The sequence below is a fragment of the Bacteroidota bacterium genome (assembly GCA_039821555.1).
Taxonomy (GTDB): Bacteria; Bacteroidota; Rhodothermia; order Rhodothermales; family Rubricoccaceae; genus JBCBEX01.
Genome location: JBCBNX010000005.1, coordinates 154,964 through 172,786, shown reverse-complemented (window position 1 = coordinate 172,786; position 17,823 = coordinate 154,964). Strand labels below are relative to the sequence as shown.

The window sequence follows — 17,823 nt, the reverse complement described above, 5'->3', positions numbered from 1 at the left end:
GCGGATCAGACCTCGAACGCGCCTCCCGCGCGCGCGTGCCTAAATAAGGTGAAAGGTACGGAAAACTGTCCCTCCACGGCGTGCCGCCACGTCTGTCCTGCGTCCGCTGCTGAGGCCGATACGATGCCCCGACGCCGAGCTACACCCCCTCCCACCCGAGCCGGGCGAAACGCGATGCAGTGTGGCCCACCTCTACTCCTTTGCCCCCTGGGCTACCAAGTACGCCACTACGTCCGCGTGCCCATACCGCTGTGCCATGGTAAGCGGCGTCCGTAGCTCCGGTGCCGCCGAGTCGCCGCCCCACGCCGACAAGTTGACATCGGCCCCCGCCCCTGCGAGCATCTGCACGACGGCGAGGGAGCCCTCGGCAGCGGCGTTGATGAGCGGCGTCTCGTCGCCCTCCACGAGCACGTTCACATCAGCCCCCGCCTCGATCAGGTAGGCGACGATGTGCGTCCAGCCTGCGCCCGCCGCCGCGATCAGTGGGCTGCCGTCGCCCGGCACCCCGAGGTCCACGTCGGCGCCCGCCTTCACGAGGTGCTTCACGACAGGGAGGGCACCGCTTCGGGCCGCGGCGATGAGCGGCGAGCCCTCCATCGGGACCGTACAGTTGGGGTCGGTACGGTCAAGCTGGTGCTCGATCACAGCCCAGTTGACGCCCTGCACGGCCTCGATCAGGGCCTCGCACGAACCGTCGGGGGAAGTCGCCGCCGCGTTCGGGGTCGTGGCGAGCAGAGCGACGGCGAGAGCAAGAGTAGACAGGACGCGGAGCACGGTCATGAGGAGCGGAGGCGCACGGGAACGAAAGCCCTCCGAGACGGCCACGCTGCCGAATGGTTACATCCGCCTGCTTCGGCGGGCGCCCCGGTCGTCACGGAGCAAGACGATCGATCTGCCAGCCGGCGTCGGTGCGGACGTACTGGAAGCGGTCGTGGAGCCGCTTCGGGCCGCCCTGCCAGAACTCGATCAGGCGCGGAACGACGCGGTAGCCACCCCAATGCGGCGGGCGCGGGATCGAGGCCGCGCTGGTGCCCTCGCCGTACTTCACCGTGAGGTGCCGGAGGCGCGTTTCGAGCGCGTCGCGGTTGGGTACGACCTCGCTCTGCGGCGAGGCCCAGGCGCCGAGTTGGCTGCCGCGCGGCCGCTGCGCGAAGTAAGTATCGGACTCGGCCGCGGCAATCTGCTCCACGGCCCCCTCGACCCGGACCTGCCGTTCGAGTGCGTGCCACCAGAAGACGAGCGCCGCGTGCGGGTGCGCCGCAAGCTCCTGGCCCTTGCGGCTGGTGTAGTTGGAGTAGAAGACGAATCCGCGCGCGTCGGCCCCGTCCACGGTCCGGTCCTGGTCGAGGGCTTTCAGGAGCACGATGCGTCCTGCGGGGTGACCGTCGGCCGTGACGGTGGCGAGCGTCATCGCGTTCGGCTCGACGACATCGGCGGCAATGGCCTCGTCCAGCCAGGCTCGAAACTGCGCGATCGGGTCGGCGCCGAGCCCGTCCGGGGTGAGCCGGTCCCGGGTGTATTCCTCGCGGAGATCGGCGAGGCGCGGCGAGGTAGCGGAAGGCGTGGGCATAGTTTCTGCGAGCGGTGGACCGAGAACGCACGGGCGAAACCGCGCGGGACTGTGGCGTGTGGGCAACCCGCACGGGTCCTGGCCGGTTCTCTCGCCCCGGCACCGCCTTCTCATTTGACCTGACCTCCACACCGCCGATGACCGCGCCCTACTCGATCCCCGCCGCCAAGCGTCAGCCGCCGTATGCCCAGGGCCACAAGCGGAAGTGGCAGTGGATGGCCTCGCTGGGCCTGGTCGCCGTCGGGCTGGGGGCGAGCGCTGTCGCCGATGCCGCCACGCGCAAGGCCGCCGGGCAGCCCTACTTCACGCGCGGTACGGTCGCCCTCGCCGTGCTCAACGCGGGCCTCTGCGTCTTCGGCGATGCGGTCAAGCACCGCGCGCTCTTCGAGATGAAGACGGGACGCTAGCCGAAGGTCGAAAAGGTGCAGGTCGCCGGGTTGGCTCTCCAGGCACTTTGCTGCCTGTCATCCAGCGCTTGTCACCCGCCGCTCGTCATGCGCAGGATCTGCTGGGCGGCGTCGCGGCCGGTCTCCAGAGCGCGGTGGACGCGGCCCTGGCCGACGAGGTAGTCGCCCGCGAAGAAGAGGCCGTGTTCAGCGCCCTCGGCGAGGGCATCGGTGTCGGCGGCTGACGTGGGTATCGCGTAGCGCCAGCGCTGCGTGTCGGTCCAGATCGGCTCCGGCAGTGGCGTGCTGAGCAGCGTTTCGAGGTGAGGGCGAGCGAGGTCGAACAGCGTAGCGCGGTCGGCCTCGTAGTGCGTGCGCGTCCAGACATCGCTCATCTGCGCGACGAGTACCGTCTGCCCGGCTGGGACGTGGCCCGGCTTGTCGTTCTCGAACGAGAGCCACGCGACGGGAAAGGCGCGGCTCGTGTCGACCAACCCGTACGGTGTCGCGCCCTTGTAGGTAGGGCGCTCCAGGAGCCGGTCGAAGGCCAGCACGAGGGCAAACTGCGAGGTGTAGGCAGCCTGCCCGAGGGCGTCCACGAGGCGGTCGCGGAGGGTGCCGTCGCCGAGGTCGCTGGCGGTCAGCAGGTCCCTCGTCTGGGGGCTGGGCGGCGTCAGGAGGACCGCGTCGAACGTGCCGAGGACGTGGTCGCCGGTGTCGGAGAGCTGCCAGCCGTCCGAGGTGCGCACGAGGCGCCCGACGCGCGTCTCGGTGCGCAGCGTGACATCGGCTGCCTCAGCGAGGAGCTTGCCGAGCCGCGACAGGCCGTCGCGGTAGGTCAGCTTCGGCGCGTCGTCGGCGTGGGCGTCGTCGGGGTGCAGCACGCCGTCGGCGTCGAACGGCCAGACGGGGTTCGCAATCTCAACGAGGTCGCCGCTGGGGAGCGTGTCGCGGAGGAGGCGGTGCGCCCACGAGTCGCGGTCGGGCTTCGCATAATTCGCGCCGTGGTCGTAGCGGACGCCGTGCCGCCCGCGCGTGGCCGCGCGCCCCGTGGGACCTCGGCTTTTCTCGAAGACGGTGGCGGTGAGCGGAGCGTCGCGGAGGACGTAGGCGGCGGCGAGGCCTGCCGCCCCGGCGCCGATGATGGCGACGCGCTGGGGAGCTGTGGGCATGGGAGACCGGAAACAGGAAGTGCACAGGGAGCACGGTCCTGGGCGAGAACGGTTTCCATCCTAGGCGGGCAGTCCGAGGACGAGACGGTCCACAGTGCCGACTTGTCTCCATGCGCTGCGGGGGGACAGGGCGCTAGAGCCCGTCATGAACTAGGGCGTGTGGACATTGATCGGGTCAGGTGCTCACGAGACGCCGTTTGCGTCTCCCAAAGGCGCACGAGGAGCGCGATCCTGTAGGATCGGGGGACGAGTGGAACGCAGCGGAGGCCGAACGGAGGCCATGAGCGCCGATCAGACCGATTGTCCACACGCCCTAGAACGGCGCCCAGCGCTCAGAATCGACGTCTCCAACGCTCAGCACCGCCCTCCAGAGTCATTCCCGACCCTGATCGGGAATCCATGCGGTTCTTCACCTTGCCCCGCCAGCGCATGGATTGCTGCCTCCGCGGGAATGACGGCTAATTCTTGAGGGGTCGAGCCAGACTACGGAGTCCATGACAGGGCGCTAGTCGTCCTGGGCAGCGCTGAGCGGTTGCCGCTCCGGCAGGGTCTCCGTGCTTCGCGGCATGCTGCGCTGGCCAGTTTGGCGCGGCGGATAGGGGCCGAGCAGCAGCGAGCCGGTGACCTCGTCGGGGTCGGGCGATGCCGTGGCGTCTGGCAGCATCTCGTGCATGAGCGCGGTGAGCTGCTTCCGGGTGAATGGCTTACTGAGGTAGCCATCGAACCCCTGATGGATGAAGCGCTCGCGGTCACCGGGCAGCGCGTAGGCCGTGAACGCGACGATGGGCACGGTTGCGTAGTGAGGGTCCTCGCGGAGGCGCTGCATGACCTCCTCGCCTGACGCCTTGGCGCCCAAGTTGATGTCGAGCAGCACCGCATCGTAGGCCTCGGCCTGGGTGAGCTGATAGGTCTCCTCGGCACTTGCTGCGGTGTCGGTGTCGAAGTGGGCGTGGAGCATACGCTCCATCAGGAAGCGCGTCTGCTGGTTGTCGTCCACGACGAGGACGCGGCGGCGCTTCAGGACCGCGACGGGGACCTCCTCGGCCTCCGGGTTCGCTTCGGCGGGGGCCTCGTCGCTGCGCGGGAAGGTGACGGTGAAGGTGGTGCCGACGCCCTCCTTGCTCTTCACCTCGATGGCCCCCCCGAGCTTCTCGACGAGCCGCTGCGTGATGGTGAGTCCGAGCCCCGTGCCTTCGTGGTCTCGCCCGATGCCTTGCGACTCCTGCTCAAACTCGCTGAAGATGCGAGGCAGGAACGCCTCGTTGATGCCGGGGCCGGTGTCGCACACGACCAGGCGCACCAGCGTCGAGTCAGCCTCCACGAGCACGTCGACTTCGCCCTTGCGGGTGAACTTGATCGCGTTGCCGACGAGGTTGTTGATGATGCGATTCATGGCGCCCTCGTCAAGCAGCGCATGGGCGTCCGGCGCGGTCACGCGGACGTTGAGGGCTAGGCCCTTCTTGGTGGCAAGGGAGGAGAGGAGGTCGACACCTTCTTGCACGAGGGGGCCTACCTGGAGCGGCTCCGTGCTGAGGTCCATCCGGTCCGCTTCCAGGCGTGCAAGATCGAGCACCGAGTTGAGTGTGTCGAGCAGGCGCTGACCGCTGCGGGTGATCAGGGTCACAAACTCGCGGTGGTGCTCGTCGACTTCCTCGGCCAAGACGGACGCGAAGCCCAGAATGCCCGTGAGCGGGGTCCGAATCTCATGGCTCATGTTCGCCAGGAACGAGCTCTTGAAGCGGGCGACTTCCTCGGCGTGCTCCTTGCTCTTGAGCAGGACGGTTTCGGCGCGCTTGCGGTCGGTGATGTCGCGGATGTTGAGGATGAGGCCGTGCAGGTGCGAGTCCGTGAGGCGGTTGCTGCCGGTAACCTCGGCGAAGACGTAGTGCCCCTGGGCATGCCTCAGCCGCACTTCGATGCTGGGAAGAGCGCCCTCCTGCTGCAAGGCACGCTGAAGCATGGTCGCCATCGACGGCTGGTCGTCGGGGTGCAGGAAGCGGGCATAGGGTTGCCCAATCTGCGAGCGGGGCGAGACGCCCAACATGGGCCCGATGGCGGGGCTGACGTACTCGATCCGGCCCTCCGCGGCGAGCACGACGATGATGTCGCTGGAGTGCCGGACGAGCGCGCGGAACCGCTCCTCGCTCCGCTGCAGCTGTTCCTGCGCTTCCTTGTGAGCGGTGACGTCCTCCACCGTGCCCTCGAAGAACTGGAGGGTCCCCTCGCTTGTGGTCACGGCGCGGGCGTTCAAGCGGATATGTACCGTGCGTCCATCCCGGGCAACGAGGTCGAGTTCGTGCTGGCTCACCTGGCCTTGTTGGTGGAGTCGCTCGACGAGCGTGCTGCGGTCGGCCTCGTTCGCGTAGAGGCTACCTACCGTCGGGTTGGCCTGGCGAAAGTCGTCAAGCGAGGTGTAGCCGAGCATGCGCAAGAACGACGCGTTGGCGAGCACGATTTCGCCGGAAGGCGTCGTGCGATACATCCCGATCGGCAGCTGCTCGAACAACAGCCGGTATCGTTCCTCGCTCTGGCCCAGCCGTCCTCGCAGCCCACGAACGCCGTCGGAGAGGCGGTTCAGCTCGTGCCGCGTGTGGCGCTCGTAGAGCCACCCCACGAGCGCGGCGAAGGCAAGCCCCGAGATGAGCGCGAGCATGTCGAAGCGGATGCGGACCAGGCCCCCCGTGTAGTTGGGGAAGGCGTACCCCTGCTCCGTGAGGATGTAGAGGCCGACCAGGCTCACGACCCCGGCAATCAGCGTGCTGATTGTGCCTATCGGGCCGACGGTGACCGCTGCCGCCATGGGAATCAGAGGCAGCCAGTAGAGCGAAGGGTCGTCCAGACCCCCGTCGAGCAGCGCCATGGAGACCATGATGGTCAGCATCGAGAAGGCTTGCACCAGTCCCAGCACGGTGGCGCTGCGGCTCCAGCGCAGGAGCAAGGGGCAGGCCAGCAGCGTCATCACGGTAAGCCCCGCCATCGCCGCATCACGCGCCCCGATGTGCCGGTAGATCTGCTCCGTGATGATGATGCCAAACGGGAGCACCACAAACGCTCCGACGACGATGGCGCGCATGCGCCGCCGCTCCGTCTCCGAGATGGGAGTCGACGGCAGCAGGCTGTCGATGCGGTCGAGTGCCCACGCGCCAAGCGTGTCTCGCAGGCCACCCCGGCGGTCTTCCGTGGGGGAAGGCGGCGCGTGGCCTGAGTTGGAGGGCACAGGACGAGGCACGGAGAACGGGCGGAAGGCGGCGAGGGGACAGGCAGACCAACACAAACTGTACCACTCTGCCCAGGGGAGCCGGGGCGTTCCATTCCAGACGCTGGGTCCGGCCGGTGCGCCTGAGAGCCCGCGCGCGCGTTTCACAATCGTCCATCGCCGCGTACCTTTTGCGCACGCCCGCTGTCTCCTTCTTGCTCCCTCGTGGCCCGTTATTTGGAGCCTCTACCCCATGCAGCCTCCCTTCGTCCTCGCTCGCCGCTTCGTCGCAGGTGAAACGCTCGAAACCGCGCTCCCCATCGTCACGAGCGAACTGCGCGACGGCCTCCACGTGGCGCTCGACCTCCTCGGCGAGGACGTGGAGGACCCCGAGCAGGCAGCCTACTACACCGAGGTCTATGTCGCCCTGGCCGAACGGATCGCGCACCTACCGCGCCCTGACGGCACCGATCTCAACATCTCAATCAAGCTCTCGATGATGGGGCAGGTCATCGACCACGACCTCTGCGAGCGGCACCTCCGGCGGCTCCTCGACACGGCGAAGCAGCACGGCGTCTTCGTGCGCCTCGACATGGAGGGCTCCTCCCTCACGCAGTCGACGCTCGACCTCTTTGAGGCGGTCTACCCTGACTACCGCGACTACGTCGGCGTGGTCCTCCAGGCGATGCTCCACCGCACCGCCCGCGACGTGGAGCGCATGTGCGAACTGAACGCCCGCGTCCGCATCTGCAAGGGCGCCTACAAGGAACCGGCCTCCCTCGCCCACCAGGACATGCCGACCATCCGCGCGCACTACGCCGACTACATGCGCGAACTCATCCAGCATGCGCGCTACCCCGGCATCGCCACGCACGACGACCAACTCATCGACGCCACGAAGGCGTTCGTCGCCGAGCAGGGCATCGACCGCGACCGCTTCGAGTTCCAGATGCTCTACGGCCTGCGTCCTTCGACGCAGCGCGACCTGCGCGCCGCAGGCTACCACATGCGCGTCTACGTGCCCTATGGAACGCAGTGGTTCCCCTACTTCTCGCGGCGCCTCCGCGAGCGCAAGGAGAACGTGTTCTTCGTGCTGAAGGCGCTCGTCAAGAACTAAGTACATACGTGTCGCACATGTTATGTCTGGAACGGTCGCGACGGCCTTCCCGTTGACGCGCCGATGTTTACCACCGCTCGTGCCTCGTGCGACACGCCACCGACTATGCTGCCCTCGCCACGAACGTAGGCCGCCATGCGCTGCTCGCGGTGCTCAGTCTCGTAGCGCTGGGGTTGCTGCGCGGCGCGGTCCAGGTCGAGGCCAACGGCGGGGACGGGCAGGCCGCTGAGGAGCGGGTGCCTGCTCAGGCGACGGACATGTCTGGAGAGATCACCGTGCCACTGCAGGCCGAGCACGCAACGCCGGCTCCGCTCGTGGAGGTGGCCCCACGCTCCGTGCTCGCGCGACTCCGCATGCCCGTCGAAGGCGTCGCGCCCGACGAGTTGCATGACTCGTTCACGGACCCGCGCTCGGGCGGTCGCACGCACCACGCGCTCGACATCATGGCCCCGCGCGGCACGCCGATCCGCGCGGCTGTCTCGGGCACGCTCGCCCGCATCCACACGAGCGCCCGCGGCGGGAAGTCGCTCTACCAGATCGGCCCCGACAGCGCCTACGTGTTCTACTACGCCCACCTCGACGCCTTCGCCGACTGCCTCGAAGAGGGCCAGGCCATCCAGAAGGGCGACATGCTTGGGACGGTCGGTAGCACGGGCAACGCGCAAGCGCCGCATCTCCACTTCGGCATCTGGACGTTTGAGGACGGCTCGGTCTGGGGCGGTACGCCGGTCAACCCATACCTCTGGCTCGCGGAGTGAGGCTGGCGGACATGGACGTGTGCGGGCATGAAGGTGTGGACGTAGAACTCGGTAGCTCCAACGTCTCTACCTAGCCCGGCACGTTCGTTCGAGGTGGTCCCTATAGTGCGTTTCAGCGCCACTTTGCCACCTTCACACGTCCATACGTTCACACCGCCACACTCGGCGTTAACGCACGCGGAGCCGCTGGCCGATGGCGATCGTGGTTGAGCGAAGATTGTTGAGGCGACGGATCTCGGCTACCGTGGTGCCGTAGCGCTGTGCAACGCGAAAGAGCGTATCCCCGCGTCGGACGGTGTGGTAAGCCGCGGCAGGGGCCTCCGGGAGCGGATCCGGTGTCGACATCTCGGGCTCGGGCTTTGGGAGCACCAGGGTGTCGCGGGGGACAACGCTGGTCGTGTCTATAGATGGCGTGCCGGTGGCCGTTGTGTCGGTTGCGGGCGGGTCAGGAACGGCGAGGCTATCGACGACCTCACGGACGCCGCGTGTAGCACCAGCGAGCGCAAGGGCCTCCTGATGGAGCGCCTGGCTCGGCAGTGCTCCGATCAGCGTGAGTACGCCGTCCTCGACGCGCAGCGCGTAGTCGAACGCGCGGAGGTCGGCGTGAGCGCCGAGCGCCTGCTCGACACGCGCCGCCGTGCGCAGGTCGGCCAGCCCGTCCTCCACCGACTGCGCGGCGGCCGACAGCGGTAGGAGCGTACCGCTGAAGACCGCCGCGAGGACTAAGACTCGAGTCGTTAAGAGCCGGGCGCCGGTAGCGGGCTCGTTCATGCCGACTCCGTGGCGGGGGCAGCGTGCCACTCCGTCTCGGTGCGGACTTGGTCGATCTCGCCGCGTTCGGCGAGCCAGCGCTCCGCGTCGATGGCAGCCATGCAGCCGGTACCGGCCGCCGTGACGGCCTGGCGATAGACGTGGTCCTGCGCGTCACCGCAGGCAAAGACGCCGGGGACGTTGGTGTAGGTCGAGTCGGGCTTGGTCTGGATGTAGCCCGTCTCGTCCATGTCGAGCCAGCCTGCGAAGATGTCGGTGTTCGGCTTGTGGCCGATGGCGACGAAGAGGCCGTGCACGGCCAGCGTGCTCGTCTCGCCCGTCTCGCGGTTGCGCAGTTCGAGGCCCTCGACGCCCTTGTCGCCAAGCACATCGGTGACTTCGGTGTTCCAGACGAACTCGATCTTGTCATTCTTGAACGCGCGCTCCTGCATGATCTGCGAGGCGCGCAGCTCGTCGCGGCGGTGGATCACGTAGACCTTCGAGGCGAAGCGGGTCAGGAAGAGCGCTTCCTCCATCGCCGTGTCGCCGCCGCCCACGATGGCGACGTCCTGGTCGCGGAAGAACGCGCCGTCGCACGTCGCGCACGCCGAGACGCCGTAGCCGAGCAGCCGCTCTTCGTTGGGCAGGCCAAGGTACTTCGCGCTCGCGCCCGTCGAGATGAGGACGGTGTCGGCGGTGAGCGGCGTGTCCTCGTCCACCAGGAGCCGGTGCGGGTAGCTGCTGAGGTCGACGGCCGTGACCATGCCGTAGCGCAACTCGGCGCCGAAGCGGGTGGCCTGGCCCTCGAACTTCTGCATCATCTCCGGCCCCATGATGCCGTCCGGAAAGCCGGGGTAGTTCTCGACGTCGGTCGTCGTCATGAGCTGACCGCCGGGCTGGAGGCCCTGGATCACGAGCGGGCTGAGGTTGGCGCGCGCCGCGTAGACGGCCGCCGTCAGGCCCGCCGGTCCGGTCCCGACGATCACGACGGTGCGGTGCTCGGCGTCGGTGAAGTCGATGCCGTCGAACGCGCTGAGGTCAGGGGTTGGGGTGCCGTTGTTCGTAGCCATGGCGTGTGAAACGGAGAGTCGGGGAAACGGAGCGGCGAGGAGCCGGAATAAGCGAGGCGCAGGCGGCGGCTTGGTGCCACGCCTGCGCCTCGGGGAAGTGGGGACGCCTTACGCGGGCTGCGCGGCGAGGCTCTCCAGCGTCTGCGCGAGGATCTTCTCGGGCACCACGCCGACCTTCTGGTCGACGACCTGGCCGCCCTTGAAGAAGAGCAGCGTCGGGATCGAGCGGATGCCGAAGGCCTGCGCCGTCTGCGGGTTGTTGTCGACGTCGAGCTTGGCCACCTTCGCCTTGCCGTCGAAGTCGGCGGCGAGCTTCTCGATGGTCGGGGCGATGACGCGGCAGGGTCCGCACCAGGTCGCCCAGAAGTCGACGAGCACAGGCTGGTCGGAGTTGATGACTTCCTGCTCGAAGTTGGCGTCGGTCAGGGTGACGTATTTCGCGGTGTCGGCCATGGTGGTTCGGGGAGGTTGAAATCGAAGAACGATGCTAAGATGAATGCAGGGCTGCAACGGCCCGACGGAATCGGGGTTTCTCTGAAAGCGCGGTCCGGCCGATCCTTGATCGGATATTAGACCGAGCGTTCCAAATTCGAGAGGTAGAGGGTGCGAGGGACGCGGGTCTTACGTGCGGCTCCCCCCGTTCCGGTCGACAGTCGCCATGCTCCCATGTCAACCGAAACTGTCCCCCTCATGCATGAGGGGGACAGCTTGGGCGCTGCCCTAAAGATCATGAGGGCGGCGTACGAGCGGGGGGAGCCGTCACGCTACCCACTACGCCGCGACTGCCTCGCCCATCGCCGTCGGGATGGCCGAGTCGTAGGGCTGGCGCAGCGCGACAACGTCGGCATCGATCACGACCTCGTTGTCTACGGTCACGCGCAGCGAAGAGCCCGTCACAATCCCGAGTTGGAGGACGCGGACGGTCGCGTCGTCGAGGCGTTTGCAGATTGTGTCGAGGTCGGCCACCTTCGCCGTGAAGACGATGCGCGACTGGTTCTCGCCGAAGAGCACCGCGTCGAGGCGCGCGCCTGGTGCGAGGCGCACGTCGGCACCGATGCCGCTGTTGAGTACGCTCTCGGCGAGGTTGACGGCGATACCGCCGTCGGACACGTCGTGCGCGCTCTGGACGAGGCCGTCGCGGATCAGCCCGAGCATCGCTTGCTGGACGGCGATCTCCTCGTCAAGGTCGAGGTGCGGAGCATTGCCCGTTGTCTGGCTTTGAACGTGCCCGAGGTATTCGGAGCCGCCCAGCCCGTGCGCGTCGTCCGTAGGTGCATGATCGTACGCCCAGCCAGCGGGGCGGAGCAGCAGAATCGCGTCGCCCTCAGCCTGGAAGTCGGCCTGCGTGGCGTCGCGCTCGACGTTCTCCACGAGCCCGAGCATGCCGATAGTGGGCGTCGGGAAGACCGCGCCGCCGGGGTTCTCGTTGTAGAAGCTCACGTTGCCGCCCGTGACCGGCGTGCCGAGCGCGCGGCAGGCGTCGCCCATGCCACCGACGGACTCCTTGAATACCCAGTAGACCTCCGGCTTGTACGGGTTGCCGTAGTTGAGGCAGTTCGTGATCGCGACCGGGTCGCCGCCTGCGCAGACCACGTTGCGCGCGGCTTCGGCCACGGCGATACGCCCGCCCCGGCGCGGGTTGAGGTGGACGTAGCGCCCGTTGCAGTCGGTCTTGACCGCGAGCCCGCGCTCTGGCTCTCCGTCGGCACCGCTGCCCTTGATGCGCACGACGGCCGCGTCGCTCGCACCCGGCCCGACGACCGTGTTGGTGCGCACCATCGTGTCGTACTGCTCGAACACCCACCGCTTCGAGGCGATGTTCGGGCTGCCGAGTAAGCTCAGAAGCGTTTCAGTGGCATCGCCGTCCACGTCTCCGATGGTGCTCACGTCGAAAGCGTGGGCGTCGTCGAGGTAGGCGGGGCGCTCGGTCTCGCGGTGGTAGACGGGCGCGCCGCCGCCGAGGACGAGGTGCTCGGCGGGCACGTCGGCGACGACCTGGCCGTGCCAGCGCACGACCACGCGGCCGTCGTCCGTCACGGTCCCGATCTGGACGACGTGGAGGTCCCACTTCTCGAAGACCGCTTCGATCTCGGCCTCGCGGCCCTTGTGCACGACCAGCAGCATCCGCTCCTGGCTCTCCGAGAGCATGATCTCGTAGGGCGTCATGCCCGTCTCGCGCTGCGGCACCCGCTCGATGTCGAGCACCATGCCGGCGTTGCCCTTCGCGCTCATCTCGCACGACGAACACGTGATGCCCGCGGCGCCCATGTCCTGCATCCCGACGAGCGCGCCCGTGCGGATCGCTTCGAGGCTGGCTTCGAGGAGCAGCTTCTCCGTGAACGGGTCGCCGACCTGCACGCTGGGGCGCTTGGCCTCGCTCTCCTCGCTGATCTCCTCCGAGGCGAACGTCGCGCCGTGGATACCGTCGCGGCCTGTCGCGCTGCCGACGATGAACACGGGGTTGCCCGCGCCCTCGGCGATGGCGCTGACCGTCTCACCGACCTTCACGATGCCGACCGACATCGCGTTGACGAGCGGGTTGCCCTCGTAGGCGTCGTCGAAGTAGACCTCGCCCGCGACGGTCGGCACGCCGAACGAGTTGCCGTAGTCGCCGATGCCGCGCACGACGCCGTCGAAGAGGTAGCGCACGCGCGGGTTGTCGAGGCTGCCAAAGCGGAGCGAGTTGAGGCTCGCGATGGGCCGCGCGCCCATGGTGAAGATGTCGCGCTGGATGCCGCCGACGCCCGTCGCCGCGCCCTGGTAGGGCTCGACCGCGCTCGGGTGGTTGTGGCTCTCGATCTTGAAGGCGCATGCGAGCCCGCCGCCGATGTCGACCAGCCCGGCGTTCTCCTCGCCCGCGCTCACGAGCAGCGCCTCTCCATCACGTGGGAGCGTCTTCAGGACAGCGATGGAGTTCTTGTACGAGCAGTGCTCGCTCCACATCACCGAGTAGATGCCTAGCTCCACGAGGGTCGGGGTGCGGCCGAGTTCGTCCAGGATCCAGCCGTATTCCTCGTCGGTGAGCCCGTGCTCGCGCGCGATCTCGATGGTGACAGGCGGCGGTGTGAAGGGGGCAGGCGCAGACATAGCGATAGCGTCTAAAACGGAGCGAGGCGGGAGCGCGAAAACTACGCCCCCGCCTCACGGTGGTGTCTGAAGAACGAGCGGCGCTAGGCTGTGGCTACGCGGCCCTGATTGGCGCGCTGCGACCAATCGGCGGCGCCTTCGCCTGCGGGCACGAGCGGGTCGAGCCCGGCCACGCCCTCGATCACGCTAATGACGCGTGCTTCGGCCTGGGCCACCCAGTCGCGAAACGGCTGCGGGTCGGTCGTGTGCGTAGGGAGGTAGGCCATGAACTGGTCGAGGTCGAGCGTCTCGGCGGTGATACCTGCGCCGCGCTTCACGGCGTCGAGGGCGTTCCACTGCTGCTCGATGTGGCCGCGCACGGGCACCATGAAGAGGGGCTTGCCGAGCAGCATCGCCTCGCTCACGGACTCGAAGCCCGCCGTGCAGACGACGCCGCGGCAGCGCGCCATCTTCTCCAGGAACTTGACGCCGGAGAGGTGATGGAACGTCAGCGCGTCGTTGTAGGCCCATTCGTCGGGCTTATCGGTGCGGTCCCAGAAGCAGTGCATCTTCACGCCGGGGTTGCGGTCGCTCCACGCCATGAGCTCGTCGCCCATGGCCGCTTCGAGCAGGTAGACGAGCAGGAAGTCCTCGGTGTCGCGGGCAGCGCCATCGCTGACGGGGACGAGGTCGAACACCTCGTCGCGCAGAATCGGCGGGACGACGGCGATGCCTTCGGTGGGGAGATCGTTGGCCTGGTAGAGCGAGAGGCCGATGCGGGCGGTCGCGCCCATCGACGTGAACCGCGTGTAGAGCTGCGCGCCGCGCCGCTGCGCCGCGTTGCCGCGGCCGAACGGATAGCTCGGGTGCAGGAAGAGGAACTGGTGCCCGACCGTCACGACGGGCGCTTCAGGGCGGTAGAGCTTCGTGTAGAGCCCGGTGAGGCCCTCGTAGAAGCTCACGATCACGTCCGGCTGCTCGGCTTTGACGACCGCGTCAATTGCTCGGAGAGACCGCGCGTAGGGCACGAGACGCTTGGCGTTGTACCACACCGTTGGAAGCATCCGCACGGTTGCGTCACCATTGCCGGTGACGAAGTTGGGGCTATCGAAGCAGGTGATGGGCGTAGCCATGCCCTCGGCGAAGAACGTGGGCACGAGGCGACGGGCGCTGCGCCCCACGAGCGTGTGGATGACCTCGTGGCCGTGCGCGGCGAGCATCTGGCGGACGGCCAGCGCCTGCGTCATGTGGCCGCGGCCTTCACCCTGGACGATGAACAGCACGCGGAGGGAGCGGTCGTAGGAGGTACGATGCGTCAAAACAGGACCTCAAAAAGCTTGAACGCGCTCGCGAAGCGGGAGGCTATGGAAACCCGAAGGTGGGAGCAGCCGGACCCGTGAGCGCAGAGTGGGAGGTTGAGGGCGAGCGGTAGGGCTCATGCCGCCGTCTCAGCGGAAGTCGTCTCAGGAGCCGCAAGGACGGGCACGTCGGTATCGAGGCCGTCGCCGAAAGCATGAGCGGGTGTCTGTACGCGGTTGCGGAGCGCGCGCACCTCGTCAGGCATCTTGGGCGTGCGCCAGGTCAGGAGTTCGAGCCGTCCGTTGTCGTGCTCGGCGAGCGCGGTGCAGGACTCGACCCAGTCTCCGCAATTCGCGTACAGAACGCCGTTAATCGGGCGGAGTTCGGCCTTGTGGATATGTCCACACACGACCCCGTCTACGCCCCGCTCTCGGGCGAGCGCCGCCACGGCGTTCTCGAAGTCGCCCATGTACTGCACGGCCTTCTTGGTCTTGCCCTTCAGGTAGGCCGCGAGCGACCAGTAAGGCATCCCGAACGCCTTGCGGGCGCGGTGGACGATGGTGTTGAGCAGCAGCGCGAGCTCGTAGGCCCGCGCGCCGAGCTTCGAGAGCCACGGCGCGTAGCGGACGGCTCCATCGAACTCGTCGCCGTGGAGGACGAGTAGGCGGCGCCCGTCGGCGGTGGTGTGGACGGCCTCGCGCATCACGTCGATGCCGCCGAACTGGAGGCCGACGTAGGCGCGGGCGAAGGCGTCGTGGTTGCCGGGGATGTAGATCGCGCGGGTGCCCTTCCGGACGCGCCGCAGGACCTTCTGCACGACGTCGTTGTGGAGCTGCGTCCAGGTGAACGAGCGCTTGAGCGCCCAGCCGTCGGCGATGTCCCCGACGAGGTAGAGCGTGTCGGACTCGTTGTGGCGGAGGAAGTCGAGAACGAGTCCGGCCTGGCTGCCGCGGGTGCCGAGGTGCAGGTCCGAGATCCAGAGGGTGCGGTAGCGCATCCAGCGGGTGGTGGGAGAGACAGACGGTCGCCTCCAAATCTTGCATGCGCGCGTGAGGGGATGATTACCAGAGTGCGATCCTTCTGTTACGGATCGCAGGGCCCGCGTAATGCTCCCATAATCTGCCCATCCGCGTCGATTGTGGCGATTGTGTGCGGGGAGCCCCTCGTCTCGGAAGGCGCTGGCAGCCACAGGTCACAGTGATTGCTAGGCCTCTGGGTCCTCGATCGAGAGCGTCGAGAGCCGGGTGCGGTCGAGCGTGAGCCGCGTCACGTCGGGGCGGCTATAGTGCCCCGCCGGATCGAAGTTTTGCCGCTCGGCGCGCACCACGGCCGCGTCGATCTCGGCGGTCCAGACGCCCTCCTCGGCAGGCAACGGCGCGATCACCCACGAGCCGTCCGGCGCGGCCAGGCAGGAGCCGCCGTCGGTCATCGTCTCAGGCAGCGCGGCTGCGACCTCGTCGTAGTGCGGCGTGCTCGGCGCGAGGTCATCCCGCCGATAAAGCCCGGAGACGGAGAGGACATACGACCGGCCTTCCTTCGCGAGGAAGGGCGTGATGTCGTGCGTATTGCGGGTGCTGCCCGGCCACACCGCCACGTGCAGCGTCTCGCCCTGCGCGTAGAGCGCGGCGCGCGGCAGGGGCATCCAGTTCTCCCAGCAGTTGAGCCCGCCGACCGTGAAGGCCCCGAGGCGGTGCGTTCGCAGCCCATGCCCGTCGCCCTGCGCCCAGACGAGGCGCTCCTCGTGCGTGGGCCGCAGCTTGCGGTGGAGCGACTGCACCGTGCCTGTTTGGTCGAGGTAGACGAGCGAGCAGAACAGGCTGTGCCCGCGCCGCTCCCGCTCGATGCAGCCGAGGTAGGCGGCGATGCCACGCTCCCGGCACAGCGCGCCCAGTGCGTTGAGGTGGCCCGCTGTCTTCCCGTCAGCGGTGAGGTCAACGGCCTGGTCGACGTAGTGCGCGTAGAGCGCCTTCTGGAGCGGATCGTTGAACGCTGCGCCGCCGGTGAAATCGACCCACGCCGGGTAGCCCGGCACCAGCGCCTCGCCGAACGCCACGAGCGCCGCGCCCCGGTCGGCGGCCTCGGCGGTGGCGTCCAGCACCTTCGCGAGCGTGGCGTCGCGGTCGAGCCACACGGGCGCGAGTTGGGCGAGGGCGACGGTGAGCGTGTCGGGCATGGGACGAGGCGGACAGACGGGGCAGACGGAGAAGGCAAGATGCGGCAAACACGCCGGATCATACGCGTGCGCAGCTCACGCTGGCACCTAAAGCACGGAGCCAGTCGCGCCGATACCACGACTGTGTGCCTCAACCACCGGGCGCGCTGGGAATGAAAATCTTCCTGTACTCTGCCCTGAATGCCCTCGCCTTAGTCTCCGGCCCTTTCCTGGCTGTGCCCACCATGCCCTCCTCTCCAGCACCATTTTCGCCGACGGCTTCTTCGCGAGCACCGCTCGTCACCGTCCTCTCCGTCAACTACAACCAGGCCGAGGTCACCCGTGCCCTACTCTCGTCGCTTCGCGCGATTACGTACCCGCGCACGGAGGTTGTCGTCGTTGACAACGGCTCGCCGAAACCGGGCCAGGCAGCGGCGATTGCAGCAGGATTTCCCGAGGTCCACGTCATCGCCCACCCCACCAACGACGGCTTCGCAGGTGGCAACAACGTCGGCATCCGCGAGGCCGAGGGCGACTACGTCCTCCTCCTGAACAACGACACGGAGGTGGAGCCGGGCTTCCTGGAGCCGCTCGTCGCGGCGATGGAGGCCGACCCGAGCCTCGGCCTGGCGAGCCCGAAGATCCGCTACCACCACACGCCAGACACCATCCAGTACGCTGGCTGCGGCCCCATCGACCCGCTCACAATGCGCGGGCACGTCACCGGCCACAACGAGGTCGACCGCGGCCAGCACGACGCGTCGGGTATCACGAACCTGGGCCACGGCGCGGCGCTGCTGATCCGTCGCACGGTGCTGGAGGAAGTCGGCCTGCTCCCGGCGCTCTACTTCCTCTACTACGAGGAGCACGACTTCGCTGCGCACGTCGCCCGCGCGGGCTGGCGCGTGGCCTACGTCGCCGAGTCAGTCGTCTACCACAAGGAGTCAATGACGGTCGGCAAGGAGAACGCGCTCAAGACGTACTACATGACGCGCAACCGGCTGCTCTACCTCCGCCGCAACGTCCACGGCGCGACGTTCTGTGGGGCGCTGGCCTTCGTGCTCGGCGTGGCGCTGCCGAAGCATACCCTGGTCTACCTGCTCCGGCGCCGCTTCGACCTCCTCTCAGCGCTCTGGCGCGGCACGTTCTGGCACCTCGGTCGTCCCGGCCACCGCCCCGCCATGCACGGCCTGCCGCAGTTGGAGCGCGAGGGCACCGAGCAGCACGGTCGAGAGAAGGCCGCCGTCAGCGCAGCGATGTCGACCGTGACAGCCTGAGCCCCGCCAA

At 68.0% G+C, this 17,823-nt stretch carries 15 protein-coding genes; 4 read left to right on the top strand and 11 right to left on the bottom strand.

The window, feature by feature from the left end:
- Window positions 1-192: 192 nt before the first annotated feature.
- The gene (locus tag AAFU51_08350; GenBank protein MEO1571266.1) at window positions 193-780 is read right to left on the bottom strand and encodes an ankyrin repeat domain-containing protein; all 588 of its coding nucleotides are present in this window, start codon (window positions 778-780) and stop codon (window positions 193-195) included.
- 91 nt (window positions 781-871) lie between these two features.
- Window positions 872-1,570: a pyridoxamine 5'-phosphate oxidase gene (gene pdxH / locus AAFU51_08345; protein MEO1571265.1), complete on the bottom strand. Its 699-nt coding sequence runs from the start codon at window positions 1,568-1,570 to the stop codon at window positions 872-874.
- Between the two features lie 137 nt (window positions 1,571-1,707).
- Between pdxH and AAFU51_08340 the strand changes: the two genes are divergently transcribed.
- Window positions 1,708-1,977: a hypothetical protein gene (locus tag AAFU51_08340; GenBank protein ID MEO1571264.1), complete on the top strand. Its 270-nt coding sequence runs from the start codon at window positions 1,708-1,710 to the stop codon at window positions 1,975-1,977.
- A gap of 71 nt (window positions 1,978-2,048) precedes the next feature.
- Here AAFU51_08340 and AAFU51_08335 read toward each other — a convergent pair whose 3' ends face one another.
- Entirely contained in the window at window positions 2,049-3,128 is a 1,080-nt protein-coding gene (locus AAFU51_08335) for an FAD-dependent oxidoreductase (GenBank protein MEO1571263.1), read from the bottom strand.
- 505 nt (window positions 3,129-3,633) lie between these two features.
- The gene (locus tag AAFU51_08330; protein MEO1571262.1) at window positions 3,634-6,357 is read right to left on the bottom strand and encodes a PAS domain S-box protein; all 2,724 of its coding nucleotides are present in this window, start codon (window positions 6,355-6,357) and stop codon (window positions 3,634-3,636) included.
- Window positions 6,358-6,577: 220 nt separating this feature from the next.
- On the opposite strand from AAFU51_08330, the gene AAFU51_08325 reads away from it, so the two are divergent.
- Window positions 6,578-7,441, top strand: coding sequence for a proline dehydrogenase family protein (locus AAFU51_08325; protein MEO1571261.1), 864 nt, complete (start codon window positions 6,578-6,580; stop codon window positions 7,439-7,441).
- A gap of 86 nt (window positions 7,442-7,527) precedes the next feature.
- Window positions 7,528-8,199, top strand: a complete 672-nt coding sequence (locus tag AAFU51_08320) for a M23 family metallopeptidase (GenBank protein ID MEO1571260.1) — start codon at window positions 7,528-7,530, stop codon at window positions 8,197-8,199.
- Between the two features lie 168 nt (window positions 8,200-8,367).
- Here AAFU51_08320 and AAFU51_08315 read toward each other — a convergent pair whose 3' ends face one another.
- From AAFU51_08315 to AAFU51_08285, 7 genes are all read right to left on the bottom strand, one after another.
- A complete protein-coding gene (locus AAFU51_08315) occupies window positions 8,368-8,970 on the bottom strand; it encodes a LysM peptidoglycan-binding domain-containing protein (protein ID MEO1571259.1) in 603 nt (200 codons plus the stop codon).
- Window positions 8,967-10,019 (bottom strand): thioredoxin-disulfide reductase, encoded by a 1,053-nt coding sequence (gene trxB, locus AAFU51_08310; protein MEO1571258.1) that lies wholly within the window; start codon window positions 10,017-10,019, stop codon window positions 8,967-8,969. Before trxB ends, AAFU51_08315 begins: the two co-directional genes overlap by 4 nt.
- Window positions 10,020-10,127: 108 nt before the next feature.
- Window positions 10,128-10,472 (bottom strand): thioredoxin, encoded by a 345-nt coding sequence (trxA, locus tag AAFU51_08305; protein MEO1571257.1) that lies wholly within the window; start codon window positions 10,470-10,472, stop codon window positions 10,128-10,130.
- Between the two features lie 318 nt (window positions 10,473-10,790).
- A complete protein-coding gene (gene purL, locus AAFU51_08300) occupies window positions 10,791-13,106 on the bottom strand; it encodes a phosphoribosylformylglycinamidine synthase subunit PurL (protein MEO1571256.1) in 2,316 nt (771 codons plus the stop codon).
- Window positions 13,107-13,189: 83 nt separating this feature from the next.
- The gene (locus AAFU51_08295; GenBank protein MEO1571255.1) at window positions 13,190-14,404 is read right to left on the bottom strand and encodes a glycosyltransferase family protein; all 1,215 of its coding nucleotides are present in this window, start codon (window positions 14,402-14,404) and stop codon (window positions 13,190-13,192) included.
- Between the two features lie 116 nt (window positions 14,405-14,520).
- Entirely contained in the window at window positions 14,521-15,381 is an 861-nt protein-coding gene (locus AAFU51_08290; GenBank protein MEO1571254.1) for a UDP-2,3-diacylglucosamine diphosphatase, read from the bottom strand.
- Window positions 15,382-15,588: 207 nt separating this feature from the next.
- Window positions 15,589-16,557 carry a carbon-nitrogen hydrolase family protein gene (locus AAFU51_08285; GenBank protein MEO1571253.1) on the bottom strand — a complete coding sequence of 323 codons (969 nt, stop codon included), beginning with the start codon at window positions 16,555-16,557 and terminating at the stop codon, window positions 15,589-15,591.
- 224 nt (window positions 16,558-16,781) lie between these two features.
- On the opposite strand from AAFU51_08285, the gene AAFU51_08280 reads away from it, so the two are divergent.
- A complete protein-coding gene (locus AAFU51_08280; GenBank protein MEO1571252.1) occupies window positions 16,782-17,813 on the top strand; it encodes a glycosyltransferase family 2 protein in 1,032 nt (343 codons plus the stop codon).
- The last annotated feature ends 10 nt before the right edge of the window (window positions 17,814-17,823 follow it).